General features: G+C 59.3%; 25 protein-coding genes and 1 pseudogene. 7 read left to right on the top strand and 19 right to left on the bottom strand.

The window, feature by feature from the left end:
* The first annotated feature begins 18 nt into the window (after positions 1 to 18).
* The gene (locus JQ611_RS17710) at positions 19 to 705 is read left to right on the top strand and encodes a cyclase family protein (protein ID WP_212466123.1); all 687 of its coding nucleotides are present in this window, start codon (positions 19 to 21) and stop codon (positions 703 to 705) included.
* 46 nt (positions 706 to 751) lie between these two features.
* Here the strand turns inward: JQ611_RS17710 and JQ611_RS17705 are convergent, their stop codons facing one another.
* From JQ611_RS17705 to JQ611_RS17675, 7 genes are all read right to left on the bottom strand, one after another.
* Positions 752 to 1,486: a Crp/Fnr family transcriptional regulator gene (locus JQ611_RS17705; protein ID WP_212263941.1), complete on the bottom strand. Its 735-nt coding sequence runs from the start codon at positions 1,484 to 1,486 to the stop codon at positions 752 to 754.
* 279 nt (positions 1,487 to 1,765) lie between these two features.
* Positions 1,766 to 2,734 (bottom strand): tripartite tricarboxylate transporter substrate binding protein, encoded by a 969-nt coding sequence (locus JQ611_RS17700; RefSeq protein ID WP_212263940.1) that lies wholly within the window; start codon positions 2,732 to 2,734, stop codon positions 1,766 to 1,768.
* Positions 2,735 to 2,962: 228 nt separating this feature from the next.
* Entirely contained in the window at positions 2,963 to 3,802 is an 840-nt protein-coding gene (locus JQ611_RS17695; RefSeq protein ID WP_212466122.1) for a phosphodiesterase, read from the bottom strand.
* Between the two features lie 8 nt (positions 3,803 to 3,810).
* The gene (locus JQ611_RS17690) at positions 3,811 to 4,872 is read right to left on the bottom strand and encodes an ABC transporter ATP-binding protein (RefSeq protein WP_212466121.1); all 1,062 of its coding nucleotides are present in this window, start codon (positions 4,870 to 4,872) and stop codon (positions 3,811 to 3,813) included.
* Positions 4,869 to 5,654, bottom strand: a complete 786-nt coding sequence (locus JQ611_RS17685; RefSeq protein WP_212263937.1) for an ABC transporter permease — start codon at positions 5,652 to 5,654, stop codon at positions 4,869 to 4,871. Before JQ611_RS17685 ends, JQ611_RS17690 begins: the two co-directional genes overlap by 4 nt.
* Before the next feature lie 3 nt (positions 5,655 to 5,657).
* Entirely contained in the window at positions 5,658 to 6,473 is an 816-nt protein-coding gene (locus JQ611_RS17680; RefSeq protein WP_212263936.1) for an ABC transporter permease, read from the bottom strand.
* A gap of 128 nt (positions 6,474 to 6,601) precedes the next feature.
* On the bottom strand, positions 6,602 to 7,609 hold the full coding sequence (locus tag JQ611_RS17675; RefSeq protein ID WP_212466120.1) for an ABC transporter substrate-binding protein: 1,008 nt from the start codon (positions 7,607 to 7,609) through the stop codon (positions 6,602 to 6,604).
* 187 nt (positions 7,610 to 7,796) lie between these two features.
* Between JQ611_RS17675 and JQ611_RS17670 the strand changes: the two genes are divergently transcribed.
* On the top strand, positions 7,797 to 8,948 hold the full coding sequence (locus JQ611_RS17670; protein ID WP_212263934.1) for a zinc-binding dehydrogenase: 1,152 nt from the start codon (positions 7,797 to 7,799) through the stop codon (positions 8,946 to 8,948).
* A 26-nt stretch (positions 8,949 to 8,974) separates the two neighbouring features.
* Here the strand turns inward: JQ611_RS17670 and JQ611_RS17665 are convergent, their stop codons facing one another.
* The 3 genes from JQ611_RS17665 to JQ611_RS17655 are packed head-to-tail and all read right to left on the bottom strand — an operon-like array spanning position 8,975 to position 12,728.
* Positions 8,975 to 11,368, bottom strand: coding sequence for a xanthine dehydrogenase family protein molybdopterin-binding subunit (locus JQ611_RS17665; protein WP_212263933.1), 2,394 nt, complete (start codon positions 11,366 to 11,368; stop codon positions 8,975 to 8,977).
* Entirely contained in the window at positions 11,365 to 11,847 is a 483-nt protein-coding gene (locus tag JQ611_RS17660; protein WP_212390954.1) for a (2Fe-2S)-binding protein, read from the bottom strand. The genes JQ611_RS17665 and JQ611_RS17660 overlap by 4 nt, the downstream gene beginning before the upstream one ends.
* Positions 11,844 to 12,728 carry a xanthine dehydrogenase family protein subunit M gene (locus JQ611_RS17655; RefSeq protein ID WP_212263931.1) on the bottom strand — a complete coding sequence of 295 codons (885 nt, stop codon included), beginning with the start codon at positions 12,726 to 12,728 and terminating at the stop codon, positions 11,844 to 11,846. Before JQ611_RS17655 ends, JQ611_RS17660 begins: the two co-directional genes overlap by 4 nt.
* 184 nt (positions 12,729 to 12,912) lie before the next feature.
* Here JQ611_RS17655 and JQ611_RS17650 point away from each other — a divergent pair, with 184 nt between their 5' ends.
* Positions 12,913 to 14,013, top strand: a complete 1,101-nt coding sequence (locus JQ611_RS17650; protein WP_212466169.1) for an LLM class flavin-dependent oxidoreductase — start codon at positions 12,913 to 12,915, stop codon at positions 14,011 to 14,013.
* Positions 14,014 to 14,037: 24 nt separating this feature from the next.
* Positions 14,038 to 14,913 carry a polysaccharide deacetylase family protein gene (locus JQ611_RS17645; RefSeq protein WP_212466119.1) on the top strand — a complete coding sequence of 292 codons (876 nt, stop codon included), beginning with the start codon at positions 14,038 to 14,040 and terminating at the stop codon, positions 14,911 to 14,913.
* 7 nt (positions 14,914 to 14,920) lie between these two features.
* Here the strand turns inward: JQ611_RS17645 and JQ611_RS17640 are convergent, their stop codons facing one another.
* The 4 genes from JQ611_RS17640 to JQ611_RS17625 all read right to left on the bottom strand — a co-directional run bounded on the left by JQ611_RS17640 (position 14,921) and on the right by JQ611_RS17625 (position 18,068).
* Entirely contained in the window at positions 14,921 to 15,607 is a 687-nt protein-coding gene (locus JQ611_RS17640; RefSeq protein ID WP_212263928.1) for a TetR/AcrR family transcriptional regulator, read from the bottom strand.
* Positions 15,607 to 16,158: a flavin reductase family protein gene (locus tag JQ611_RS17635; RefSeq protein ID WP_212263927.1), complete on the bottom strand. Its 552-nt coding sequence runs from the start codon at positions 16,156 to 16,158 to the stop codon at positions 15,607 to 15,609. The genes JQ611_RS17640 and JQ611_RS17635 overlap by 1 nt, the downstream gene beginning before the upstream one ends.
* Before the next feature lie 7 nt (positions 16,159 to 16,165).
* Positions 16,166 to 17,392 carry an acyl-CoA dehydrogenase family protein gene (locus JQ611_RS17630; RefSeq protein WP_249133251.1) on the bottom strand — a complete coding sequence of 409 codons (1,227 nt, stop codon included), beginning with the start codon at positions 17,390 to 17,392 and terminating at the stop codon, positions 16,166 to 16,168.
* Between the two features lie 247 nt (positions 17,393 to 17,639).
* Positions 17,640 to 18,068 (bottom strand): GNAT family N-acetyltransferase, encoded by a 429-nt coding sequence (locus JQ611_RS17625; RefSeq protein ID WP_212466118.1) that lies wholly within the window; start codon positions 18,066 to 18,068, stop codon positions 17,640 to 17,642.
* Here JQ611_RS17625 and JQ611_RS17620 point away from each other — a divergent pair.
* Positions 17,952 to 18,230 carry a hypothetical protein gene (locus JQ611_RS17620; RefSeq protein ID WP_212466173.1) on the top strand — a complete coding sequence of 93 codons (279 nt, stop codon included), beginning with the start codon at positions 17,952 to 17,954 and terminating at the stop codon, positions 18,228 to 18,230. The genes JQ611_RS17625 and JQ611_RS17620 overlap by 117 nt on opposite strands.
* Before the next feature lie 382 nt (positions 18,231 to 18,612).
* Here JQ611_RS17620 and JQ611_RS42725 read toward each other — a convergent pair.
* From JQ611_RS42725 to JQ611_RS17595, 5 genes and pseudogenes are all read right to left on the bottom strand, one after another.
* Positions 18,613 to 19,212, bottom strand: a pseudogene (locus JQ611_RS42725) (phage terminase large subunit); the annotation flags it as partial.
* Positions 19,133 to 19,378 carry a hypothetical protein gene (locus JQ611_RS17610; RefSeq protein WP_249133249.1) on the bottom strand — a complete coding sequence of 82 codons (246 nt, stop codon included), beginning with the start codon at positions 19,376 to 19,378 and terminating at the stop codon, positions 19,133 to 19,135. The gene JQ611_RS17610 and the pseudogene JQ611_RS42725, both read right to left, overlap by 80 nt.
* A gap of 8 nt (positions 19,379 to 19,386) precedes the next feature.
* The gene (locus JQ611_RS17605; protein ID WP_212263924.1) at positions 19,387 to 19,551 is read right to left on the bottom strand and encodes a hypothetical protein; all 165 of its coding nucleotides are present in this window, start codon (positions 19,549 to 19,551) and stop codon (positions 19,387 to 19,389) included.
* A 515-nt stretch (positions 19,552 to 20,066) separates the two neighbouring features.
* Positions 20,067 to 21,638, bottom strand: a complete 1,572-nt coding sequence (locus JQ611_RS17600) for a hypothetical protein (RefSeq protein WP_212466116.1) — start codon at positions 21,636 to 21,638, stop codon at positions 20,067 to 20,069.
* Positions 21,639 to 21,650: 12 nt separating this feature from the next.
* Positions 21,651 to 22,082 carry a hypothetical protein gene (locus JQ611_RS17595; protein WP_212263921.1) on the bottom strand — a complete coding sequence of 144 codons (432 nt, stop codon included), beginning with the start codon at positions 22,080 to 22,082 and terminating at the stop codon, positions 21,651 to 21,653.
* 909 nt (positions 22,083 to 22,991) lie between these two features.
* On the opposite strand from JQ611_RS17595, the gene JQ611_RS17590 reads away from it, so the two are divergent.
* Together JQ611_RS17590 and JQ611_RS17585 are read left to right on the top strand one after the other, a co-directional pair.
* Positions 22,992 to 23,177, top strand: a complete 186-nt coding sequence (locus JQ611_RS17590) for a hypothetical protein (RefSeq protein WP_212466115.1) — start codon at positions 22,992 to 22,994, stop codon at positions 23,175 to 23,177.
* A 312-nt stretch (positions 23,178 to 23,489) separates the two neighbouring features.
* Positions 23,490 to 23,699, top strand: coding sequence for a hypothetical protein (locus tag JQ611_RS17585; RefSeq protein ID WP_249133248.1), 210 nt, complete (start codon positions 23,490 to 23,492; stop codon positions 23,697 to 23,699).
* The last annotated feature ends 429 nt before the right edge of the window (positions 23,700 to 24,128 follow it).

Here is a 24,128-nt window from a genome sequence, read left to right as displayed (position 1 = left end):
CTTCCAAAGGGTTCTATCGTGAAAATCATCGACCTGAGCCGAGAGCTCTATCATCGCACCCCGAGCTATCCGGGTCACCCACCTGTCATCCATGGCGTCTGGAAGACCCACGAAGAATCCCTTGCCGAGTCCGGTAACGTGCACGGACTTGCATCGATGTTCATCTCAATGGTCGATCACGCCGGCACCCACATCGATGCGCCCCGGCATTTCGGCAAGAGCGGTATATCGATCGACCAGTATCCGCTGGAGAAATGCATTGTGCCGGGTATCTGCCTCGACCTGCGCCACATTCTGCCGCGCGCCGAGATTACGCCCTCCGATCTCGAAGTGGCGGTGAAGACGGCCGACCTGCCGATCCCGAGAGGCGGCACCGTACTGCTCTGCACCGGCCACCACGAACGCACGTTCCCACGCAAGGAATATTCGAACGACAATCCCGGCGTGAATGTCGCCGCGACTGAATGGCTCGCGCAACAGGGCGTCGTGCATTTTGGCATCGACTCGATGCGGCCTGGTCCCGAAGGCGACGTGAACGCGCTCGTTCACAAGGCCTGTCTCGACCTCGACATCACCCACATCGAGAGCCTGTGCAATCTGGAAGCGCTCCTCGGTAAAGGCCGGTTCACCTTCATCGGCCTGCCGATGAAGTGGCGCGGGGGCACTGCCTCCCCGATCCGCGCTGTGGCCGTGTTCGACCTGTGAGAACAATATCGCTAAACGCGCCGGAGAATTAGCCGGCCGCACGCCGCTATTCGCCTTCGTCGCCAGATCCGGCTTCGGCCAAAGCCTGCAGCGGCTCGGCCTTCAGTACAACGATCGCGCCGTGCTCGAGCCGCACCCAGTCGCGCGCCGCCCACGCCCGCAACTGCTTATTGATGCTTTCTCGCGTCATACCGACCATCTCGCTGATTTCCTGCTGGGTAATCGCAATGGTTCGGCCCTGCGGTTCAAGCTTGTGTTTCTCGGTCAAGCGAAGCAACGCGCTGGCCAACCGTCCCGGCAAATTTTGAAGGATAACCTGTTCGACCTGATCGCTGGTCCAGCGAATCCGCGTGCACAACAGTTCGATGAACTTCATCGCAAGGCCCGGCTGGCTGCGCACGAAAGGAATGAACTCGCGCCGGTCGATCGTGAAGAGCTCGCAAGCGGTGTTCGCAGTCGCGTCTGCCGAGCGAACAGAACCGTCAAGCAGCGCGATTTCGCCAAAAATCTCCTCCGCCCCGATCAGGTTCAGGATTGCGTTGCGGCCATCGGGCGACGAAATACTGATCTTCACCGTGCCGGAGATCACGGCAAACAGGCTGTTGCCGGGATCTCCCTTGGCGAAGATCGTCGCTCCCCGCTTCAGCGTGACGTGTTTGGCGTAACGGCAGAGTTGATCGAAGGCTTCGGGCTCAAGGTCGACAAAATAGGGATGCTTGCGCAAAACCGACAGTTTGCTGCTCGAAAATCCCTGAGCTTCACCCGTCCTTTGTTGAGGCACGCCAGTCAAACTCCAGAAACTGTTCGGGATGTAGCTCTTCCGTAATCAACGCCGGTTGGCTTTTCAACCGGAAAGCATCCTACTGCGTCGATTTAGCGGCCAAAACTCAAAGGCCGCCCAGGCATTAACGCTCCGATAACCCTGGAACCCGCGATCGGATGGTACGGGCATCGAGCTATCCCGTCACGCGGAAATAGCCAGACGCCATTGAGGCACCAATTTCGGCCTGTAACGGACTTCGCCGGCGCAACGCAGCGCCGACCGCTTCGCTCCGGCGGCTTATTCGTTCGCGATACCCATTTCCTTGATCACGCGCGCGTATTTGGCAAGCTGATCACGCGTCATGACACGCAATTCTTCCGACGAACTGCCGCGCACCGCAAATCCCAGTTCCTCCAGCTTGCGGCGTACTTCGGGATCACCGACCGCCTTCAGCGCCTCGGCGTTCAACCGAGCGATGATCGCCTTCGGCGTGCCGGCAGGAGCAAGAATCGCAAACCATGAGTTGAAGAAGAATCCTGGCAAGCCGGATTCAGAGACGGTCGGCACGTCGGGGAATTGCGCCAATCTTTTCTCGGTAGTGACTCCGATCAGTTTGAGTTGGCCGCCGCGCACCAGGGCAGCAACCGTACCGAGCCCCTGGAAGCCGACTGGAATCTGGCCTGCGGCGACATCGGTTGCAGCTTGCGTTGCGCCCTTATAGGGCACGTGGGTCAGCGATATGCCGGCCGCGGAAGCAAACATCGCCATGGCCAAATGCTGCGGGCTGCCCGGGCCACCCGAGCCATAATCGATCTTGCCAGGTGCTGCTTTCGCAGCTGCGATCAGATCCGCCGCGCTCTTGAAGCTGGCCCGATTGCTGGCGACCAGCCCCCACTCCACGGTTGCAACCAGCGATACCGGTTCGAAATCCTTCAATATATCCCAGCGCATCTTGGACTGCAGGTTGGGCACCATGGTCATGATGCTGTCGTTGAAGCCCCCGATCGTGTAGCCGTCCGGTTCAGCCCGCGCGACCTGCTCCGCCCCGATCATCCCTGAGGCGCCAGGCTGGTTCAGGATCACGAATTGCTGGCCCATATTGTCGGCCATTTTCTGCGTCACGATCCGCGCTGCAACATCGACGGCACTCGCTGCAGCCAGCGGCACAATCATCTTGATAGGCCGGTCCGGATAGGACGTCTGTGCGATCGCATTAGAACTCAGGAGCAGCGCGAGCGCCGGAATCAACGAATGGAGAAGGCGCATTTCATGATTCTCCTCAGGCGGTCAGCATTTGGGATATGGGCCACATCTTCCGGAGAATGATTGCTCCTCCACATCCGCCTTGGCAATCTGGTCGGCAACGAAATGAAGAATGAGCCAGTGCGTCAATCGACATGCGGGGCAAGGAGGATGGCCGGGCAACGAGGGAAGCTATCGATGGCGGAGCGACAATTTTGGGAAACGCCGCCGAAGGGTAGACTTAAGAGCCTCCTAAAGCAATTTCCCATCTGGCCCGAAAAACGGATGCGGACCGTCAAACGTTCCAATCGGCACCTGATGGGTGACGATGCTGCCGAAGTCCTCGCCCGGAAACCAGGTGTGGAGGTGGAAGGCCGGCGGCTCCACCTTGAACGAGGGCTCGCGGAGTTCAGCAAGGTCAAGATCGACCGCGTGGTTCGGCGCCGGGCAGATCGTAGTCGGCACGCCCGCGAACATCGTCAGCGCCGCACGGTGAACGTGACCGGCCGAGATGAGTTGCACGCGCGCATGACGCCGAACGATGGGGGCGAGTTCGCTGGCGTTGAGGAGATTCTGGCGATCCATGTGCCAGATTCCGGCCTTGAACGGCGGATGATGCAGGAACAGCAGCGCTGGCCGATCGGGCGAAGCAGCCAGTGTAGCGTCAAGCCAGCGCAGCGTGGGCTCTTCGAGTTCGCCATGGGGCTTTTGGTGTACGCTTGAGTCCAGTAGCAGCAGATCCAGCCCGCCGATCTCAATCTTCTGATTGAGCGGCCCAGACGCCAAGGCATATGAAGCAGAGGGAAACGCATCGCGCATCAGCTGACGCGAATCGTGATTGCCGGGAATGCCGGCGAACGGGAGTTTCAATGGCGTCAGTAGCCGCTTGAGGTACAGATATTCCTCAACCGTCGGCGTATCTGCCAGATCACCTGATATCACCACAAAATCAGGCGCCGGCTGAAATTCGTTCAACGCCGCGACGCAACGTTCAAGGGCCCGGGCAGTATCGACCCGGCCATAGGCGAGCGCGCCCGGCGGCTTGATATGCAGGTCGGAAATTTGGGCGATACGAACCGGTTTTGGCGACATTGGCGTTCTCAACTTTCGGACGGCAGCAAACGAACGGCTTCCGGCGAAATCAACAGCCCGACCCGTTCGCCGGCCTTGGCTTGTACCGTATTCGGCGCGTCAACAGTAAATAGCCTATTGGATACACCACTTATGACCAGGCGTTGCCGATCGCCAATAAAGTTGACGCTGTCGATGACGCCGGAAAGCGGGGCACTCCCCGCCTCCACTACGCGGATCGTTTCGGGACGAATCATGGCGACCACGGTCGGAAAATTTGCGTCGATCCCGATCGCCTGCCGCCCGCCCGGTAAAACGAGATAACCATTCTCGATCGGCGACTCGATAATATTAGCGGCACCTATGAATTCCGCCACGAAGCGACTTTGTGGCGTGAAGTAGATCTCGCGCGGCGTACCGATCTGGGCAATCGTTCCCTTCTGCATGACAACAACACGATCGCCGAGTTCCATCGCTTCGGCCTGGTCATGCGTCACGTAGATCGTGGTGATACCAAGCGCGCGCAGCAGGCGGTTGAGTTCACCGCGTAGCCGATCACGCAACGCCGCATCGAGCGCCGTCAAGGGTTCATCAAGCAGTAGGATACCCGGCCGGATCGCGACTGCCCGCGCCAGTGCCACGCGTTGGCGCTGCCCTCCGGAAAGCTGGTCGACGCGGCGATTCTCCAGCCCGGCAATATTGGTCAGCGCGACCAGTTCGGCGACGCGCGCCGCACGCTCCTTGGCCGCCACACCGCGGATCTTCAGGCCGTAGCCGATGTTGTCAGATACGCTCATGTTGGGAAACAACGCATAGGACTGGAACACCATGCCGACGTTGCGCCGTTCGATTGGCACCGACGTCATATCGTTGCCGTCGAACAATACCTTGCCACCGGCATCAGGCAATTCGAGGCCCGCGATGATGCGGAGCATGGTGGTCTTGCCGCAGCCGGACGGACCTAGCAACACCAGCGTCTCACCGCGCGCAATATCGAGCGTCGCGGGCTCCAGCGCGCGCGTTCCATCGATAAACGTCTTGCCGCAGGCCTCAATACGCACCGAGGCGCCATGTCCTGCTGACGCGTTCATCTCTTCTGTTCCTTCTCGGCAAAGAATTGCATGGCCACCAGCAGCGGGATGATCATTACGAAGAATATCAACGTATAGGCCGAAGCCACCTCGAGCCGCATCGAGGCGTAGCTGTCCGCAAGTCCGATGGGCAGCGTCTTGGTCAGGGGCGTATGAAGCATCCAGGTCAGGTTGAATTCGCCAAGCGAAAGCGTCACCACCATCAGGCTGCCGGCAAGTATCCCGGGCACGGCATTCGGCACGATAACGTCGCGGAAGCGCCGCCATGGTGATGCGCCGAGCGACGCCGCACCTTCGTCGAGCGTCTTGATATCGACCGTTGCAAACACCGCCATCACCGATCGCACCATAAAGGGCATGGTGAAAATAACATGCCCCACCAGGATGAAGAGCCAAGAACGGCGGAAGTCGCTGAAGCCTTGGTAGGTGAGCAGCAATGCCAGGGCAATTGCCAGACCTGGTATCGCCAGCGGCAGCGTGATGATCTCCTCGACGATGCGCGACAGCCTCCCTCCCCGCACGTGCAAGGCGTAGGCTGCGGGAACACCAATGGCCAGCGTCACGGCGAGGGTAGCAAAGGCGATCACGAATGACAGCAGGATAGTGCCGGCATAGAGCTGCCAGACCTGGACAACCCATTGCAGGGTTACGCCGGACTGGATACCGCGAAAATAGTTCACGGTAACGCCGGCGGAAATCGACAGGATTGCGGGCACCACCAGGAATGCGGCGACGATCAATGTAAAAATTAGCTGGCCGGTGAAGATCAGACGATCACGCATGGCTCATCCAGCCGCCGCAACTGCGCTGCCGCTGAAGGAGCGGGCGAGCGCCAGGATGAACCAGGTAATGATGCCGAGCCCGACCGACAGCGCGGCCGAAGTCGAAAAATTCGCAGCCAGCGTGAACTCGGTATAGATCAGCATCGGCAACACATCGATGTTAGTCGCCAGCGTAAACGCCGTACCAAACGCCCCCATCGCCGTCGCAAAGGCAATCGCACCGGAGGCGACGAAGGCCGGCGCCAACGCCGGCAACACCACATCGCGCTGCACCGCCCATGGACTGGCCCCCAGCGAACGGGCTGCCTCTTCCAAACCAACATCGAGCTTCTGCACCGCGGCCATGATGGTGAGAATGACGCGCGGGATCGAGAAATAGAGATAACCGAGGAACAGCCCGTAGATCGAGTAGGCAAAGACCAGCTTCTCGCCCAACACGCGGTTGGAAAGATCACCGATCAGCCCCTGGCGCCCGGCGAGCAGGATGATCAGGAAGCCGATAACCACGCCGGGAAACGCCAGCGGAAAGGTCAGCATCGCAATCAGTACGGCGCGGCCGGGGAAGCGATGCCGCTGCAGGAACATTCCAGCAATCGTCGCCACGATCAGCGTCACAATGGTGGTCGCGGCTGCCAGCGCCACCGTATTGATCAAGGTCGCGCGGTAACGCGGCTCGGTCAAGATCGCCAGATAGCCCGCGGCGCCCTGTGGGCCTTCCGCCCCGGTCACGACCAGCCGCGCCATCGGGAGCAGAAAAAACGCTGCCGTCACCACCGCAAGCGGCAGCAGGCACAACCAGACAAAGGATCTATGCGACATCAGCAAAAGGCGCCCCGGAGCTTCAGTTCTGACGAATCAGAACCGCAGCTCTACTTCGTCGACGCGTTTTCTTCACGCGAACCGGTACCACTTCGCTCGAAAACGCTCTAACCGGACGCCATATTGCCTCAGCGAACCTCGGCGAGATAGCGGTCGACGAAGCCTTTTTGCATGTTTTCCATCTGACCCCAGTCGACATTTTTCGCGCGCGTGTAGTCGCTGTCGGGCAGGAACTTCTTCTTCTCGGCCTCAGGCAGCTCGATCGGCCGCGCGGGACGCAGATAGGCGTTGGTCCAGATCGCCTGCCCCTTGTCGGACAGAAGATAGTCGAGAACCTTCTTGGCCTTGTCCTTGTGCGCCGCATTCTTGACGAGGCCAACGACGTAAGGAAACACCACAGAACCTTCGCAAGGGATCACAAACTCGAAATTACCTTTCTCCGAGTATTTTGCGCGATAGGCGTTGAAATCGTAATCCAGCAGGATCGGCATCTCGCCCGAAACCACACGGGCATAGGAAGTCTGCTTGGGGACGATCGGGTCGTTCTTCTTCAAGTCCTTGAAGAAGCTGATTGCGGGATCAAAATTGGCCGCCGAGCCGCCAAGCGCCAGATTGATGGCGACTGCACCGACGTACCCGACCGCGGCTGAAGACGGGTCGAGATAGCCGACCATACCCTTATAGTCGGGCTTGAGGAGATCTTTCCAGCAGGCCGGCACCGGCTTGCCGCCAAGCGCATCCTTGTTCACGAACAGGCCAAGCGTGCCCGAGTGAATCGTGGTCCAGTAACCGTCGGCGTCCTTCAAGCCGGCAGGGACTTGCTCCCAGTTGGCGGGCTTGTAGGGCTCAAGGGCATCCTGCGCCTTGGCCTTCATACCGAAGGTGACGCCGAAATAGCCGATATCGCCGACGGGATTGCTTTTCTCGGCCAATATCTGCGCCAGAGCCTGACCGGAGTTCTTGTTGTCGTGCGGAATATCGTAATTGAGATCGGCCTTGATCGCCTTGAGCATCGAGGCCCAGTCCGCCCATTCCGGGGGGCAATTATAGCAAATGACGTCGGCCGCTTTGGCAGATTGCCCGGGCGCGATCAGCGCTAGCGCCAGCAAGACAAGAACAAAACGGACGGTCTTCATGGATAACTCCGGTTTCGAGCGGCCGAAAAGGATATCAGCACCAACCGGCGACCAAGTATAGGCTGCGCATGAAGGTTTTGCGACAGTCTATTGCTATGCAGCAAACGGCTGCAGCCGCGCTGTAGCCGTCCGGGAATTTCGTCAGCCGACGATTTCAGCTAGGCTTCGACATGAGAGGAGACGCTTCATGTACCAGCCCGCCGGCGTCAAGACTTCCCCCGACCTACCCATCCCTAACCAAATGAGGGCCTGGGTACTGGACGACCCGGACCACCTCTCCTTGCGCGAGAAACCGGTCCCCGTTCCCACGCGCGCGGAAGTGCTGGTCCGGATCGATGCGGTTGCGATCTGCGCAACCGACCTTGAGATCATTCATACAGGCTCGCCGGCGAGCATTCAGGGTGGCCTGCCCTTCAACAAGAATTTCACGCCGGGCCACGAATACATGGGCACTGTCGCAGCGCTCGGACCTGACGTCGACGAATTCACGATTGGAGAAAGGATCAGCGTGGAGATCCACGCTGGTTGCGGCCAGTGCAAGCGCTGCCGCCAGGGCATGTACACCTCGTGCCTGAATTACGGAAAGCCCGAGAAGGGACATCGCGCCAACGGTTTCACCACCGATGGCGGTTTTGCCGAATACGCCGTCAACCACATCAACACGCTGGCACGCGTACCAGATACGATGAGTGACGCGGAGGCGACGCTGGTCGTCACCGCCGGCACCTCAATGTATGGCTTGACCGAATTGGGAGGGTTGGTCGCGGGCGAGAGCGTCGTGGTGATCGGCCCGGGGCCGATCGGACTGCTCGCGGTCGCCGTTGCCAAAGCGCTCGGCGCGAGCCCGGTGATCTTGACTGGAACGCGCAACAAACGGCTCGCAATCGGTCAGGAACTAGGCGCCGATCGCGTCATCAATATCAACGACGAGGACCCAGTCGAAGTCGTTAAGCAACTTACCGGTATCGGCGCCGACTACGTCGTTGAATGCGCCGGAAGCGAAACTACAATCAATCAAGCCATTCACATGACCAATCGCGGTGGAAAAATTTGCCTTGCCGCGTTCCCACATGATCCCGTCACGATGGATCTCGCACATCTCGTAAAGAACAACATCTATGCCTACGGCATTCGCGGCGAGGGCCGCAGCGCGACCCGCCGTGCCATGGCACTCATGGCGGAAAAGCGCTTCGATGCGACGAAAATCCATACACATACGTTTCCACTCGGCGATCTGCCAACCGCGCTAAGATACGCGCGTGAGCGTGTTGACGATGCCATCAAGGTGGTCGTCACCAATCGGCAGGCGAGTTCGATCGCGAACGTTGCAGCCGAGTGAACACTGGCTTTCGCTGGCACCGTCGTTCAGATTCTCCCCAGCGCAGTCAGGATCATCTGAGGCGTCAGCGGAATCTCCGTGATTATTGCCCCAAACGGCCTGAGCGCGTCATTGACCGCATTGGTCACGGCGGCGGCCGCCCCGGCCGTACCGGCCTCGCCCGCGCCCTTGGCGCCCAATTCCGATTCCATCGTGGGCGACACCACATGGCCGATATCAATATCCGGCATTTCGCCGGACATCGGGACCAGATAGTCGGCCATGTTAGCGTTGGTGAGCTGGCCTCGTTCGTCATAAACGCATTTTTCGAACAGCGCGGCGCCAAGGCCCTGCACCACCCCGCCCCTGATCTGCTCGTCAACCAGCTGCGGATTGATGATCGTGCCACAGTCCTCGACCACCCAGTGCTTCAACAATTTAACGAAGCCGGTGTCGGTATCGACCTCCAGCCATGAGGCCTGGACACCGTTAGTAAAGGCGAAGGGATATTCTCGCGGGACAAAATGCCGTGTCGCCATCAGCTCCGCCTGAATACCCGGTGGCAGCGTATCGGGACGGAAATAAACGATCCTCGCCAATTCACTCAATTCAATGCGCGGCGCGCCATCGCTGACGTTCACAACGCTATTGCTGACGATGTCGAGATCGCCGGGTGACGATTGCAGGATGGCAGCGGCGACATCGAGGATGTTCTTGCGCAGGACCTTGGTGGCCTGAAGTGCGGCCTCACCGCCGATGCCGGCCCCGCGCGAAGCCCACGTGCCGCCGCCATAGGGCGTGTTGTCGGTGTCCCCCAGAATGACGCGAACGCGATCCATCGAGACGCCGAGGACGCTGCCGACGATCTGGGCGGTGAGCGATTCCGATCCCTGCCCCTGCTCGGTGATGCTGGTTTGGCAGACTACGGCTCCCTGGGCATCAAGCCGCACCGCAACGCCATCCTGCGACGATATCTTGGCGCCGCCGACGCCATAGAATGCCGCGCTGGGATTGGTGACTTCGATAAAGCTGGCGATGCCGATACCGCGATGAATGTTTCTGGCTCGCAACATTGCCTGTTCCGCGCGCAGCGCGTCATAGTCCATCATCTTGATAAGTTTCGCCAACGCGGCATGATGCGACAATTGCTCGAAACGCAAACCCGAAGGCGAAGCACAGGGGTAAGCGTCGTCGGCAATCAGATTGCGACGGCGAATTTCGACGGGATCCATGCCGATCTTCATCGCCGCCAGATCGACCAGACCCTCAGTTACTGAACAGGCGATCGGATGCCCGACCGCACGATACTGACACATGACGTTCTTGTTCTGGAACACGACGCGGGCGCGGGCGCGGTAGTTCTTGGTCACATAGGGCCCACCGACCAGGTTGACGACCTGATTGGCCTCGATGGCGCTGGTTCGCGGATACATTGAATACGGCCCGATACCCGTGAGATCGTCAATCTCGAACGCGGTGATGATACCATCGCGTTTGACTCCGATCTTTCCCTTGCAGCGATGGTCGCGCGCATGGATATCGGTGTTAAAACTCTCGACCCGGTCGGCGACGAATTTGACCGGCCGCCGCAGCAGTTTCGACAGTGCGTAAGTCGCCATTTCGTCGGCGTAGACGTGGACCTTGATACCGAAGGAGCCGCCGACGTCCTTGCAGACCACGCGGACCTGGGACTCCTGAAGACCGAGATGCAGCGCCGCAATATTCTGCACCATATGCGGCGCCTGCGTGCCCTGATAGATCGTGAGTCGCCCTTCGGCAGAGTTCCAGTCGGCAACTACCGAACGAGGCTCCAGCGTCACGCCGGTGTGCCGCCCAAAAATGAATTCTGCTTCCACCACCTCGTCGGAGGCAGCAAAGGCCGCGTCGACGGCGCCTGCGTCATGATTACGCTCGAAGGCCAGATTGTCGCCGAGCGCGGGATGGATCACGGACGTTGTGGGATCGAGCGCAGTTTGCATGTCCGTCACGGCGTCGAGTTCCTCATACGCGACGGAGATATGTTCTGCCGCGTCCTCGGCAGCGGCGCGGCTAGTTGCGATGATTGCCGCGACGGCTTCGCCCTGCCAGCACACCCGATCAACCGCGATCGCGCTTTGCGGCGCAGATTTGAGACCCTTCAAGTGCGAGAGCACCCCAACCCACGGCGTGATAACCACAGCAATTTCCTGGCCGGTGACGACGGCAATTACACCCGGCATGCGTTCTGCCGCCGCTGCGTCGATACCTGTGATTTTTGCATGCGCGTGCGGCGAGCGCAGGAACACAACATGCGCCATGTGCGGCAGTTCGATGTCGCTGACATATAACCCGCGTCCCTGCATCAGCCGGTCGAGGTTCGGCCGCGGCACGGTCTTGCCGATATAGGAGTTCGGCCGGTCGAGCACCGAAAACGCGTCACGATTCGCAGGTTTGCGTGTCATGTCGCGCGTCCTGCGCGCAACCGCGCTGTCGTCTCAATCGCATCAATAATCGCTTGATAGCCGGTACAACGGCAATAGTTGCCGGAAAGATGCTCACGAATCTTTTTCCGATCCGGCTCCGGAGTCTGCTGCAGCAAATCCTGCGCCGCCATCAACATTCCCGGTGTGCAGAAGCCGCATTGCAAGGCGTTACGATCGCGGAACGCGGCCTGCAGATCCGCGATTTCACCGCTGTCGGACAAACCCTCTATCGTTTCGACCGAGCCTTCTTGGGCTTGTACCGCCAGTATCAGGCAGGAGCGCACGATCTCGCCATTGAAGCGCACCGTGCAGGCACCGCAAACCCCGTGCTCACACCCGACATGCGTACCGGTCAACTTCATATGCTCACGCAGGAAGTCGGCCAGGTTCAGCCGCGGCAACACATGGGTGTCGATACGCTCGCCATTGACTTCGAGGAAAATGGGCACAGGGGTCATCGCGCGGGTACCCCCGACTGCAAGTCGGCACGGGAAAGCAGCGTGGACACGCAACGCTGAAGTAATACTTTCGCGAGGTGCCGCCGCATGGCCGGAGTAGCCTGCTGATCCTCCTGCGGATCCAGCTCTTCGCCCAGTACCGCGGAGGCGTTGGCCAGGACTTCCGGCGTGACGGCGACGTTAACAAGTTTTCCGGCAGCCCCGGCGAGCAAAGGCCGGTCGCCCACGGCAAAGAAACCGAGGCGGAGATCAGTGAACTGCCCGTCTACGATGGTCGACTGCGCCGCCAAGCCGACAATGGCATAGTCGCCATGACGGCGGGCAAATTCATGGAAGAAGTGCGCGGAATCTTTCCGCGCGACAGGCAGTTCGACGGCAACCAGCAGTTCCTGTGGCGAAAGTGCCGTCTCGTAAATGCCGGTGAAGAATTCTTGAGCAGGGATTCGCCGCTCGCCGCGTGGCCCGCAAACGATGACGGTTGCGCCCAGCGCCACCATGCAAGCCGGCAATTCGGAAGCCGGATCCGCGTGCGCAAGGCTGCCGCCGAGCGTGCCGCGGTTGCGGATCGCCGGATGCGCGACATGGGAGGTAGCGTCCCTCAACAGAGGAGCATGGGTCGCGATTTCGGGAGATCTCAGGACGTCCACGTGACGCGTCAGCGCACGAACGGTTAAGACGTCGCCTTTCACAACTATCCCGCGAAGCTCAGCCAATTCACCGATATCGACAATGAATTCGGGGGAGATCAGGCGCAGATTCATTGCCGGCATCAGGCTTTGGCCGCCGGATAACACCTTGGCCTTGTCCCCGTACGCGACCAACAGTTCCAGCGCACTTGGGACGCTGGTCGGGCGGGCATAAGCGAAAGCCGAGGCTTTCATTTCGGCGTAACCTCCCCCTGCCGGATATCGGCATTTTCTTTGGATTAGACGGCGACAATTTTTAAAGGTCAAGTTTGTTTATCGAGTGATTATTTCGGTGCCTGCGACTTTGGGACTTGTTATCATTTTGCGACCGACGCACGTTTCCTACCAAACAAAAAGCCTGCCCTTGGGGGATCAGACCATGAAGCTCGGGTTCTTCACGATGCCCATCCATCCTGTCGGCAAGGATTGGCGGCTGTCCCTCAAAGAGGATCGCGAAGCCTTCCTGCTGGCCGACGAGCTCGGGTACAGCGAAGCTTATGTCGGCGAGCACGTCACCGACAAAGCCGAGAACATCACATCCTGCATCGCATTCATCGCCTGGCTTGCCGCGGCGACCAAGCAAATCAAGCTTGGAACCGGCACCATCAACATGCCGAACACTCATCCGGCGGCGCTTGCAGCCTCGATCGCGATGCTCGATCACATGCTCGACGGCCGCTTGATCTTCGGTATCAGCCCCGGTGGGTTGCTGTCCGACGCTGAAGTTTTCGGTAATCTCGACGCAGATCGCAACGCGATGTTCCTGGAGGCGATCAATCAGGTCCTTGATATCTGGGCAAGCGAGCCTCCGTATAACCTCCAAGGCAAGTACTGGAATATATCGGTACAGAAGACCCTGATTGAGGACATTGGTCAGGGGTTCATCGCGCGCCCGCTACAACGGCCACATCCACCGATCGTAGTGACGGCAGTGGCGCCGTTCTCGAAAGGCGTGACCGAAGCCGCTGCGCGCGGCTGGGATCCGATTTCGGCGAACTTCCTGATGCCGGCTTGGGTCAAAAGCCATTGGCCAAAATACGTTGAAGGCTGCGAACGTGTCGGCCGCCTCGCAGAGTCGGCGAACTGGCGGGTCGCCAAAAGCGTGTTTGTAGCCAAGGATGCTGCAACGGCAAAAGCCTATGCCACCGATCCAAACGGTCCATATGTCTATTATTATCGCTCGCTATTCACCAAGTTGAAGCGTGGCGGCCGCATCGAGTTGTTCAAAACGCGCCGCGATCAGCCCGACGAGGAAGTGACGCTCGAGTCGATCTGCGACAAACTCATCATTCACGGCACGCCAGATAGCGTGGCCGACCAACTACTGGCTTTTCAGGAGGAGACTGGGCCCTTTGGCACGCTCCTTTATGCCGGCAAGGACTGGAAGGATCGTGAGCTTGGACGCCAGTCGATGATCCTGATGGCCGAAAAAGTCATGCCGCGCGTTAGCGCAGACATGTCCGGCAAGGCGTCCGGATAGATCAATTCATCCAAGGAATCTGCCGTGGCTCTTAGTGATCGTATCCCCTATCAGGCCCAAATCGATCGACCAAAGTTGACGCTTCCCGGCGGCAAGAAGCTCGCAGTGTGGGTGATCCTCAACGTAGAGGAATGGCGGATCGAGAACGCGATGCCGCGGACGGTGTTGAGCCCGCCGATGGGACAGACGCTGCTGCCTGACGTGCCGAATTGGTCCTGGCATGAATACGGCATGCGGGCCGGCTTCTGGCGGCAGTTCAAGGTGCTGACCGACCGCAAGATGCCGGTAACGCTGGCCCTGAATGCCAATGTCTGCAATTCCTATCCGCGCGTTGCGTCCGCCGCGCTCGAGGCCGGCTTCGAGTTTATGGGCCACGGATTCCTGCAGGGCCCGATGCACAAGCTCGACAATCAAGCCGATGCGATCAAGCGCTCAGTTGAAACAATTGCAAATTTCACCGGCAAAGCACCGCGATCATGGGAGAGCCCGGGCCTCACCGAGACCGGGGAAACTCTCGATCTGCTGCGCCTCAACGGCATCGAATATCTGGCGGATTGGGTAATCGACGACCTGCCGCAGGATATCGCCACGCCCCACGGCACCATCACGACGATCCCCTATTCGGTCGAAACCAACGATATCGTCGTCCATGCGCTGCAACATCAGCCCTCCGAGCAATTCCTGAAGCGTGGCATGGATCAGTTCGACCGGCTCTATCTCGAAGGCGAATCGAACGCGCGGATCATGGCGATCTCGATACATCCCTATATTACGGGGGTCCCGCATCGCATCAAATATCTGGAGGCGCTGCTGGACTACGTCATCAGCCATGACGGCGTGGCACTGATGACCGCAAGCGAAATCGGCGACTGGTATCGCGCGGAAACAGCCGGAAAATAACAGCTACCTATCCCACCACCTTGATTGGCGCACGACGAATATCCGCCGAGGTTTCGTTAACCCGCTCGAAGCCGGCCAGGAAGACATCCAGCGCATCGCTAATCATCCGGTCCTTGTCTTCGAGCACCGGCGAATCGTAAATGTATTTGCGAACTCCGTAGTAAAAAATTCCGCCGTGAAGGAACCAGGCGAGCTCAAGTTCTGTCGCACTCGGCTTGTTTTGCACCGCAAGTCCCGCTTCATGACGGCACTCCCGGATGATCCGGGTCAGCATCTTTTCCTTGACCATGCCGACATACCAGCGATTGATGTCGAGGCCCTTCAAGCCCGAATAGAGATAGATGCGAAGCCACTTCCGGGTGAAGATCGCGTCGGTATAGGTACGGTAGAACTCCAGCAGCCGGTCACGAAGCGGCCGCGAGCGATCGGTCAGCAGTTTCTCCCAGCCGGTCTCGAGCGGATCGAGATAGACCGTGCGATAAACTTCCTTGATCAAGTCGCCCTTGCTTGGAAAGTAGCGATAGAGCAACGGCTGCGTTACGCCAAGCCGCCGCGCCAATGCTCGCGTTCCACCGCCAAATCCTTCTTCCGAGAAAAATTCTGTCGCCTTCGCAACAAATTCCCGGCGACGATCGTCGGGCGAGAGGCGCCTTTGCTTGGCGCCAGCACGTTTGGCCTCTTCTTTCCTGCTCATCAGGATTTGCCGTCATCGCCGGCAAGGAATCGACCGAATCCGCCGCGTGCAAACAACAGTGGCTGCTGCCCATTATAAGTATAGGCCTCGACGGCTCCCAGGAAAATGATGTGGTCACCGCCGTAGTATCGATTGGCGGCACGGCACTGAAAATTTGCGACGCTGTCAGCAAGCACCGGGGCGTTGCCGAGCCCCGGCGTCCAGCTCACGCCGGCGAATTTGTCGCCGGAGGATTTTGCGAATTGCGAGGCCAGCGTCTGCTGAGAAGCACCGAGAACATTGACTGCGAAATGGCTGGCGTTCTGGAAGATGGTCAAGCCCTGCGAGAACATGCCGAGGCTCCACAGGACCAGCGGCGGATTCAGCGAGACTGAGGCAAAGGAGTTGCAGGTCACGCCATACGGCTTTCCGTCAGCCGCCATCGCTGTAACGATAGTGACGCCGGTAGCGAACGTACCGAGCGCATTACGAAAATCCCGGGGATCGATCGCCGAGTTGTCGCTGGCGAACTCGTTCGCGGGATCGGCCGGATGTTTGGGTGCGTCGGACATCCTCGCCTCAGAGCGTCAGGTTTTCGGACGGCAGGCCAAGCGCTACACGTCCATAATTGGTTCCCGCCGCATCGAAATTGAACGCGAGGTGCGAATTCACCGCGTGGGCATCGCGAAACTGCCGCTGCAACGCACCCGACGTAAACAGACTGCGCGCGCCGCTTGCAGCAAACAGCAGCGACACGGCCTCAGTGCAGAGGTTGACAGAGAACGCGCCGTCACGCCGCAATCGCGTCTTGTCTGCTATATCCGGAACGTGACCACGTCGAGCGTCCACCATCGCTTCGATGCAGTTTGTGCGCATGACCAGCCGCGCCGCGTCGATCTTGGCGGAGGCCTCCGCGATCTTGATCTGGGTCGTCTGCATATCGCTGAGCTTGGCCCGATTGTAGGTCGAGGCGCGATGACGTGCGAATTCGACATAATCATTCAAACAGGCCTGTGCATTACCCAGACCGACGCCTGATAATACATAGGGGAACAACGAGAATACCGGCAACGCATAGAGGGCGTTTGGATTGACGGCACTCCCCGGGGTTGGCCCGCCGGTAAGATCGCTGACGGCGATCGTCATCTGCTCGGCGATGAAGGCGTCCGTGACCCTGACATCGTTCGATCCGGTACCGCACAGGCCGGTCGCGTTCCAGGTATCGTTGATCTTGTAGTCGCTCTTGTTGAGCAGGAAGAGCCGGTATTCGATACCGTCGGCGTCATCGTCGGACGAAACCACGCTGGCGAGCATGTTCCAATCGCAGGATTCGACGCCTGAGGAAAACGGCCAGTGGCCATTGAGCACATATCCGCCATCGACTTTTCTGGCTCGGCCAGCTGGAAAGATGAATGACGAGGCGATCAACGCATTGGCGTCCTTGTCCCAGACGGCGTCCTGCGCATGCCGGTCAAACATGCCTAGCATCCAGTGATGGCTTGCAAGATTGGCAAAATTCCACGCTACGGAAGCATCCGCCTGCCCCAGCGCATCGGCGCAATCGACCAGCGCAACATAGTCGAGTTCGGCGCCGCCGACGCGTTTGGGCTGTATGATCCGGAACAGGCCGGCATCGTGTAAATCTCGCTCGGTCTCCGGTGGCAGGCGCCGCAGTTCTTCGGTCCTGGCAGCACGCTCCCGCAATTTCGGGATCAGCGCTCTGGCGCGGGCAACCATAGCGGCATAGCTGTCCGTACCCGGTCCCGCGAGCGAACTTGCATCTGGCCTGCGGCCGTCCCCTGGCATTGGCGTTTCCTTGCCCAATCCGTCGTTGCGAACTTGAAGCGGTTGGGCCTGGCCAGTCTACCGCCTCACCGCCAATGATCAAGGCGCGCGGAACATGCCTCTTCCGCCAAATTGGGCTGGTGCCATGTGATCTTTTGCGTCGCGCCAGACGGATTCGTTGGCTATGCACCCATGCTAAAACGAAAAAGAGCCCGGCGGCCGTCAGGCCACCGGGCGAGGAGTACTTCGAAAGAATGCTGGACGCTGGCTATCCAATGAGCTTGCGCCAATAAAGCGTATTTGGCCAAGCCCATGGGACTGGCGGCTGAAACAGCCGGTAGCCGGCGCTAATGAAATTATTGGCTGACGACAGATTGTCAGTCGTGTCGGAAATGACCGAACACCATCCGTTGAGCCGCGCACGCCCCTCCACGGCGCCCATCAAACGAAGTTGCAACCGGCGTCCCCAGTGCTTTCTCAGCACGCCGACCCGGCAGAAATAGCCGGCATTGGACACGTGGGTTGAAGGAACAACTCCCGCAAAGCCAACTGGCTCCGTCTCGTCACGAGCGAGCCACCAATGCCCATGATCGAACTTTGGTATAGGGGCACAATCCAAGAATGTCAGCCGATGAAGTTCCAGGAGCGTATCAGCTATCTCATCGTCGTGCCCGTCAACCTCACGAATCCGGTACATTGGCCCCACCTGATGCTGAAATTTGAGTTGTCGACGGATCGCATTCAGCAAACCGTCGGCAATGAATCTGGACGCCACATCGATGACCGTGGCTACACAACATACGCTGAGATATTCCGGTCATGGCGCATCTCCGCGATCACCTGCCAAGCGCAGCCTTGATGCCGAGCCAGACCGCACCGACAAATCCGGTGACAATTACGGTGATGACCGCCTTGAAAGTATAGCTCTGAGCCTGTTCGACACTTCTGCGCCAGCGACGCAGATGCTGAAGATCCGCCCGCATTTCGGCTCCCACCCATTGCACGATCCAGATCGTGAAGGCATCCGCCGTCGCGCCGGAGCCACCGATATCGATGAAGGCGCGGAGCGGCAACAGCGGATCGGCCGAGACCTTGCCGATGCGCCCGTCGCTTCGCGCCTGCGACAGCATCCCGGCGAAGTACGCGCCTTCGAACGCGCCGATGTAGTCGCCCTCCCAGATGTGGTCATAGCGATCCGGATAGAGCGACAAATCGAGTTGCCGCTCCTCCTCCAGCACGGAGGGAAACCAGGGATTGTCACGCCAACTCGCCTTGATCACGCACGCACCCGGCGGCTGGCGCGTCCGCAGGAAATCGTCGATCGCGTCGGACTTCCGGCGCGGATTCCAGCTCGCCCACAGCTCCGAGCGTTCGGCGCGGATCGTCGGACGCAGCAGCGACAGGCTGCGCGCGCTCAGATTCTGCGCCTCGTCGATCCAGGCAATACGAAACCCTTCCAGTGATTTTATCGAGTCGGCAGTGTGATCCTGCATACCCCGGAAGATGATGATTCCATCTCCGGGCGTTTCGATCTTGTCGCTGTAGAGCTTGAAGCCGCTGCCGACGCCGAGCGCGGCGATCTTGCTCTCGATCAACCGCTTGCTCGACTGCGCCAATGTCCGTTGCGCCTCGCGAATGCAGACCGCAAGCGTGCCGCGTTCGGCCTGGCAGGTCTCGACCAGCAGCTCGCCAAAAAAATGCGACTTTCCGGATCCCCGGCCGCCGAAAGCTCCGCGGTACCTGCTGGGCCGAAGCAACGGTTCAAATACTTTCGCTGTCGGGATTTTCAGGATTGACGATGTGCCGTTCGATGCGTTGGGGAGGCCCGCCCGGGACTTCATTGCCGCTCTCCTGTGGTTGCGCGGCCTTGCCCCAGCCGCGATCGAGGACGGCGTTGGCCGCCGAGACGCGCGCCGCAGGCGTCGCATCCTTGCTTTGCATGATTTTGACGAGGACGTTGATGGCCGTCTTGGTCTGGCTCCGTGCCAGTGAGCGGATGTCTGCCAAGGGTTTCCTCACTGCGCCTCGTCATGATCCGCCGTGACGTATTCGCACGGCGTAAGGTCGGTCGGGTCCGCCGCAGGCTCGTGCACCGCGGAGCGGAACGCGATCGTCGGGAAATCGGTCTGTTCATGATCATGCCCGGGGCGCGGGATGAACTGGATGATTTCGGCACTCATGAGGGATCCTCCCATACCGCGATTGCAATCAGGCCGATCAGCGCGAGCGATATCAGATACGCCGTCATCGGCCTCTCTCTGGAAATAAATGCGCGGCATGATCGCTGGCGTGCAATCATTTCGGGCGCGAACCGTATCCCTGATGCGGGGGCCGCTTGCGGTCGTGACCTTGGCCACGCCGCACGCCGGCACGTTCGCGCGTGCCGGCTAAGGATGATCTCAAAGGTTCGGACGACGGCGCGCCCGCGACGCCTCAGGCGACGGGCGTTGGGAGTTGGGGCGTCGTGACAAGCGGCCGCCGTCCGATTGGAATTTTTTAAACAAAAAGCCCGCGGCGGATTTCTCCGCCCGGGCTCTGCATGATTTTCGCGATGATGATATTCAGCCGGTGATTTGCCCGACGTGTCAAATTCTTTTTCAGGCCGTCAATCAATCGCAGAAAATCAGGGAACATCGATGCGACAGGACTCGCCTGACAATAAGGCGCGAGCCGACGGGTATTTTGATCTTCAAGACTACCGCTGCTGGGCGGCGAGCAAGAGCTTGAGCAGCACGCCGGGCGGCGGCGCATCCGGATTGTCGGGATCGAAGCCCGTAAGTGCCGCGATCCGGCCCGCAAGACCGCCCATCGGAATTGGACTGTCCGAGGGAGCGAGCGATGCTCCCGGTGCGCCACGCTCGAATATGGGAGCCTGCGGTTCGTTGGCGCTCAGCTGGTTCAGATGTTGAATGTACTCCAACAACGTGGAGGCCGTTGGACCCTGGGATTGCCCCGGCCTGGACGAAGAGCTGCTTCCACCGGCTGCGCGGGACAAGGCATCGTTTCCGCTGACGAAGGCGTTTCGGCGTTGCGGCGGCGCCGCCCGCATCGGATGCAGCGGATCGAGGCCCGCCAGAGCCGCAGCCCAGTCGATGCGGCCGCTAGAGGCGTTCAGTTGATCGGGAAGAACGAACTGCGCGGCCGGAGCGCCGGTGTCGAAAACGGACGCCGGCGGCGGATTGCCATCCCGCCGGCTGACATACCGCATCGGCTTGGTGCCGATGCCAGGCGCTTCGGAAAAGTCTGTCGATCCCCGGATCGGTGGTGGTGTCGTCCACAACGGCATCGGCTTGTCGTTGAATATTCCGGGTGGCTTGCCGGGTTCAGCCGGCGGCAGGGGTAAGTTCGGATTGCGCGGCGTGACGCCGGCAGGAGAAGAGGTCCAGTTTCCGAAGCGGTTATCGAGTGAATTCTGAAGGTGGGGAGAAAGACCCTCGTTGGACGGAACGAACGGAACGGGTGGTGCACCGACATCGAACGTAGATACCTCCGGCTTACCCGCGACGCGTCGACCCAAATACGGTACAGGCTTGCGGTCAGCGTCCCTCGGTATTTCCCCGACGCCCCTCACCCACGCGGGCAGATTTGGATTGGTGCTTTCCGCAGTAGAGCTTCCGAACCGGCGATCAAACGACTCTTGGCGATCGCCCGCAGGGCTAGCATTCGCCGGGACGAACGGCGTAACCGGACCGCGCAAAGGTGCTGCCGCCTTGTCGAGGGGATTTTCCAAGCGCCGATCGAAACCTGGAACCTTCACCGGGTGCGTTTGGCCGCTTACGGGATCGACGGCAAAAAAACGATCGAAAATCTCAGGAAACACCGTTCCCGGACCTAAAAATCCCGCCCTCTTCAAGGCTCCCGCCGCAAACGAGTTGCTGTTCTGCGATAAGGGACGATACTCGTACCCTATCGAATTCACCTCATCGCCAAAGCTCGTCATCCGCTCCCACTGCGAACGCAGATTGTCAGCCTCAGCGATAAGCGTAGATGGCAGGTTTGACGCAAGGCGGATAGCATCTCGCTTCTCCGCTCTGAGACGCTTAAACGGCGAATCTGTATTGTTTGCACCATTGGACCGGCCTTCCTCTTGAACGAATGCTAAAAACTTAGCGACGTTACGATCGAACTTCTGCTCCGGCACCCCCTCAAGCGTGTGATGTTTTCCTTCGGAATCGATGTAGTTCAACACGATATGATGCCCGAGCACCGCCCCTTGATAAGGCAACGCGCTCGCATTGGTGAAGGTCATAAAAATTCGTTCAGCCAATCTTTGACACCTTTACTTCTTCACCCAGCCAACAAACGGAGGGTCCGATTTCTTCTTCAGGGGGTAATACGAAAATCCAACAGTTACATCGTCGCTTGAGAACAGAACAATAAATTGCTTCGCTTGCGGATTGTAATTGATCGACTGGAGAAATCGCGATCGCCAAGTTACAAGCAACAAGGCATCCGTGTCGCAATCCACAAACGACGGATGTCGATTATTGAGATCCACGAACGGCATGATCCAATTCTTTTCCTTTGCAAGAAGTTGATCCACCTCTGCGACATAGGAAGATACTTTTTCGATGCAGGAGGCGGGATCGGCGCGCGCAATCGGTGCTTGCACGACGCACAGCAACATTGCCGCCCAGACTGCAAAACTGCTGTTCGGCCGCATCACAGTGCTCACCGCCCGCTGCATAAACGTACCAAACTCTTTCGTCATATCAGGCCTCCACGCCCCAGATGCACGGCCAATTAGAAATCGCGTAGGCAGACTATGGATTATCCTGTTCTTTTCGTGCGCCTTCTCATTAGTTCACGTTGATGATTTCAGGATATTTTGTGCAGGCCGGTTGCTTGACACGTCCGACCTTACCCCCTGGTGGTCGGAAATCTCGCTTCACCATGATCGTTTCGGGGCGCGGGACGAACCGGGCGACGCCGGTCGGCACTCATGAGGCTACCTCCCATACCGTGATTGCAATCAGGCCGATCAGCACGAGCGAGATCAGATACGCGATCATCGGCTTCTCTCTGGAAATAGAATGCGCGGCATGATCGCCGGTGTGTGATCATTTCGGGCGCGAACCGTATCCCTGGTGCAGGGGCCGCTTGCGCCGTGACCTTGGCCACGCCGCACACCGGCGCGTTCGCGCGTGCCGGCTAATGATGATCTCAAAGGTTCGGACGACGGCGCGCCTGCGACGCCTCAGGCGACGGGCGTTGGGATTTGTGGCGTCGTGACAAGCGGCCGCCGTCCGATTGGAAAATTTCAAACAAAAAGCCCGCGGCGGATTTCTCCGCCCGGGCTGTGCACGATTTTCGCGATGATGATGTGCCGGTGATTTGCCCGACGTGTCAAATGTTTTTCGGACCGTCGACAAATTACCGAAAATGCGATGCAACAGGTTGGATAATTTGAAACTTCCCCGCGGATAGCATCACTGCAAATGAAAAAGCCCGCGGCCGATTTACCGGCGCGAGCTTTACGATATCGGCGATGATGAAGATGTGCCGCTGATTTGCCCGACGCGTCAAGCGCAAAAAATTGGTTCGGTGCATCGACATTCAAATGGAAACATTGGGCGCAGGGCACCAGCCAACGCTCAATCAGATCGCAAGGAGGCCGTTGATGTATTTCGTCGCTACCGTGCTCGCGATCCTGTCGGGCCTGTTCTATGCGGCAAGCCATAACGAGATCGGCTCGCTCGGCGTCAAGATGTGCCAGTACGGCAGTTCGTTTTGTGCCAACCCGCTTCTCGTCCTGGTGGGAGCGGGGCTTGCTGCGGTATGGGGCGCTTTCGTCAGCGTACGCTGAAGCGCCGGTCACGAGCCTGATTTCGCGATGATGATTTTCTGCCCCTGATTTGCCCGACGTGTCAAACGCGAAATCAGGATCGTCGCATCAAGCTCTCGCCGCTACTTGCAAGCTGCCCGAACGACTGTTCATCAACGGGATCGGCTATCGGTACCTCTTGAGCGAAGCGGCCGCAGCCCCTGCAACTCAGCATCGAGCCATTCGTGTTTCACGCCATTCTGCACGGGAAGCATGCAGATCACGGGCCATTTTCCGTAATCTCCCGGATTGATCGCAGCGGCAAAGAATTGTCCCTCATGATATTGACCCAGCATGGGGCAGATCGTGATTTACAAGGGCGTGGAATACAGCGTCGCGGCCACCGGCGAACCGGATGTCTGGCAATGGCGATTTCAGATCGGCGAGCAGACCGTGGCCGGCAAGACCAGGACGCGGCTGATTCACATGGCGGAGCGTCGCGTTCACATGAGAATTGACGCTGCTCTCAGGGTTTCGCACGGCGAGGACCAACCTGCCGACTAGTTATACCCGGACCGCACGGGGTTTGCCGGCTGCACGGGCTTCGGCCCCGGCGCATCGGGTTCAAGTTGCGGTTTCGGTTCGGTCGGCATCACCTTTGCGCCGGCCGCCCGGGCGGCGTCGCCCGTGGTGCTGTAATGTGCCTCCGCGGCCGTTTGCACCTTGGTCTTATTCCTTGGGCCGTAATCAGCGATTAACATGCTGAACCCGCCAACACACGCGACTGCAATCGCGACCGCCAAAGGTGCTCCGCCACAGCGTGTCGCATGGCTTTCCTTCGAATGATTGTTCGTCATTTTAGAAACCCGGATTGGTTGCTGTGTTGGAATCAAATCCCGGGGCCGACGATTGTTCCGCCTTCAGACCGCCCTGTCGCGGAACCGTGGCGGAACAAATCGCCTACTCGCGCATTTCCAGCATGCTGAACAGATT

The organism is Bradyrhizobium sp. AUGA SZCCT0182, assembly GCF_018130185.1.
In the GTDB taxonomy this organism is placed as follows: Bacteria; Pseudomonadota; Alphaproteobacteria; order Rhizobiales; family Xanthobacteraceae; genus Bradyrhizobium.
This window is presented reverse-complemented; position numbering and strand designations above follow the sequence as displayed.

Bases quoted from the DNA above. Each gene is read 5' to 3' on its own strand.
- JQ611_RS17585 (WP_249133248.1), top strand. From the start codon at position 23,490: ATGGGGCAGATCGTGATTTACAAGGGCGTGGAATACAGCGTCGCGGCC.
- JQ611_RS17685 (WP_212263937.1), bottom strand. From the start codon at position 5,654: ATGCGTGATCGTCTGATCTTCACCGGCCAGCTAATTTTTACATTGATC.
- JQ611_RS17590 (WP_212466115.1), top strand. From the start codon at position 22,992: ATGTATTTCGTCGCTACCGTGCTCGCGATCCTGTCGGGCCTGTTCTAT.
- JQ611_RS17620 (WP_212466173.1), top strand. From the start codon at position 17,952: ATGCCCATGATCGAACTTTGGTATAGGGGCACAATCCAAGAATGTCAG.
- JQ611_RS17640 (WP_212263928.1), bottom strand. From the start codon at position 15,607: ATGAGCAGGAAAGAAGAGGCCAAACGTGCTGGCGCCAAGCAAAGGCGC.
- JQ611_RS17680 (WP_212263936.1), bottom strand. From the start codon at position 6,473: ATGTCGCATAGATCCTTTGTCTGGTTGTGCCTGCTGCCGCTTGCGGTG.
- JQ611_RS17665 (WP_212263933.1), bottom strand. From the start codon at position 11,368: ATGACACGCAAACCTGCGAATCGTGACGCGTTTTCGGTGCTCGACCGG.
- JQ611_RS17690 (WP_212466121.1), bottom strand. From the start codon at position 4,872: ATGAACGCGTCAGCAGGACATGGCGCCTCGGTGCGTATTGAGGCCTGC.
- JQ611_RS17635 (WP_212263927.1), bottom strand. From the start codon at position 16,158: ATGTCCGACGCACCCAAACATCCGGCCGATCCCGCGAACGAGTTCGCC.
- JQ611_RS17605 (WP_212263924.1), bottom strand. From the start codon at position 19,551: ATGAGTGCCGAAATCATCCAGTTCATCCCGCGCCCCGGGCATGATCAT.
- JQ611_RS17650 (WP_212466169.1), top strand. From the start codon at position 12,913: ATGAAGCTCGGGTTCTTCACGATGCCCATCCATCCTGTCGGCAAGGAT.
- JQ611_RS17630 (WP_249133251.1), bottom strand. From the start codon at position 17,392: ATGCCAGGGGACGGCCGCAGGCCAGATGCAAGTTCGCTCGCGGGACCG.
- JQ611_RS17675 (WP_212466120.1), bottom strand. From the start codon at position 7,609: ATGAAGACCGTCCGTTTTGTTCTTGTCTTGCTGGCGCTAGCGCTGATC.
- JQ611_RS17595 (WP_212263921.1), bottom strand. From the start codon at position 22,082: ATGACGAAAGAGTTTGGTACGTTTATGCAGCGGGCGGTGAGCACTGTG.
- JQ611_RS17670 (WP_212263934.1), top strand. From the start codon at position 7,797: ATGTACCAGCCCGCCGGCGTCAAGACTTCCCCCGACCTACCCATCCCT.
- JQ611_RS17625 (WP_212466118.1), bottom strand. From the start codon at position 18,068: ATGTACCGGATTCGTGAGGTTGACGGGCACGACGATGAGATAGCTGAT.
- JQ611_RS17700 (WP_212263940.1), bottom strand. From the start codon at position 2,734: ATGCGCCTTCTCCATTCGTTGATTCCGGCGCTCGCGCTGCTCCTGAGT.
- JQ611_RS17660 (WP_212390954.1), bottom strand. From the start codon at position 11,847: ATGACCCCTGTGCCCATTTTCCTCGAAGTCAATGGCGAGCGTATCGAC.
- JQ611_RS17695 (WP_212466122.1), bottom strand. From the start codon at position 3,802: ATGTCGCCAAAACCGGTTCGTATCGCCCAAATTTCCGACCTGCATATC.
- JQ611_RS17655 (WP_212263931.1), bottom strand. From the start codon at position 12,728: ATGAAAGCCTCGGCTTTCGCTTATGCCCGCCCGACCAGCGTCCCAAGT.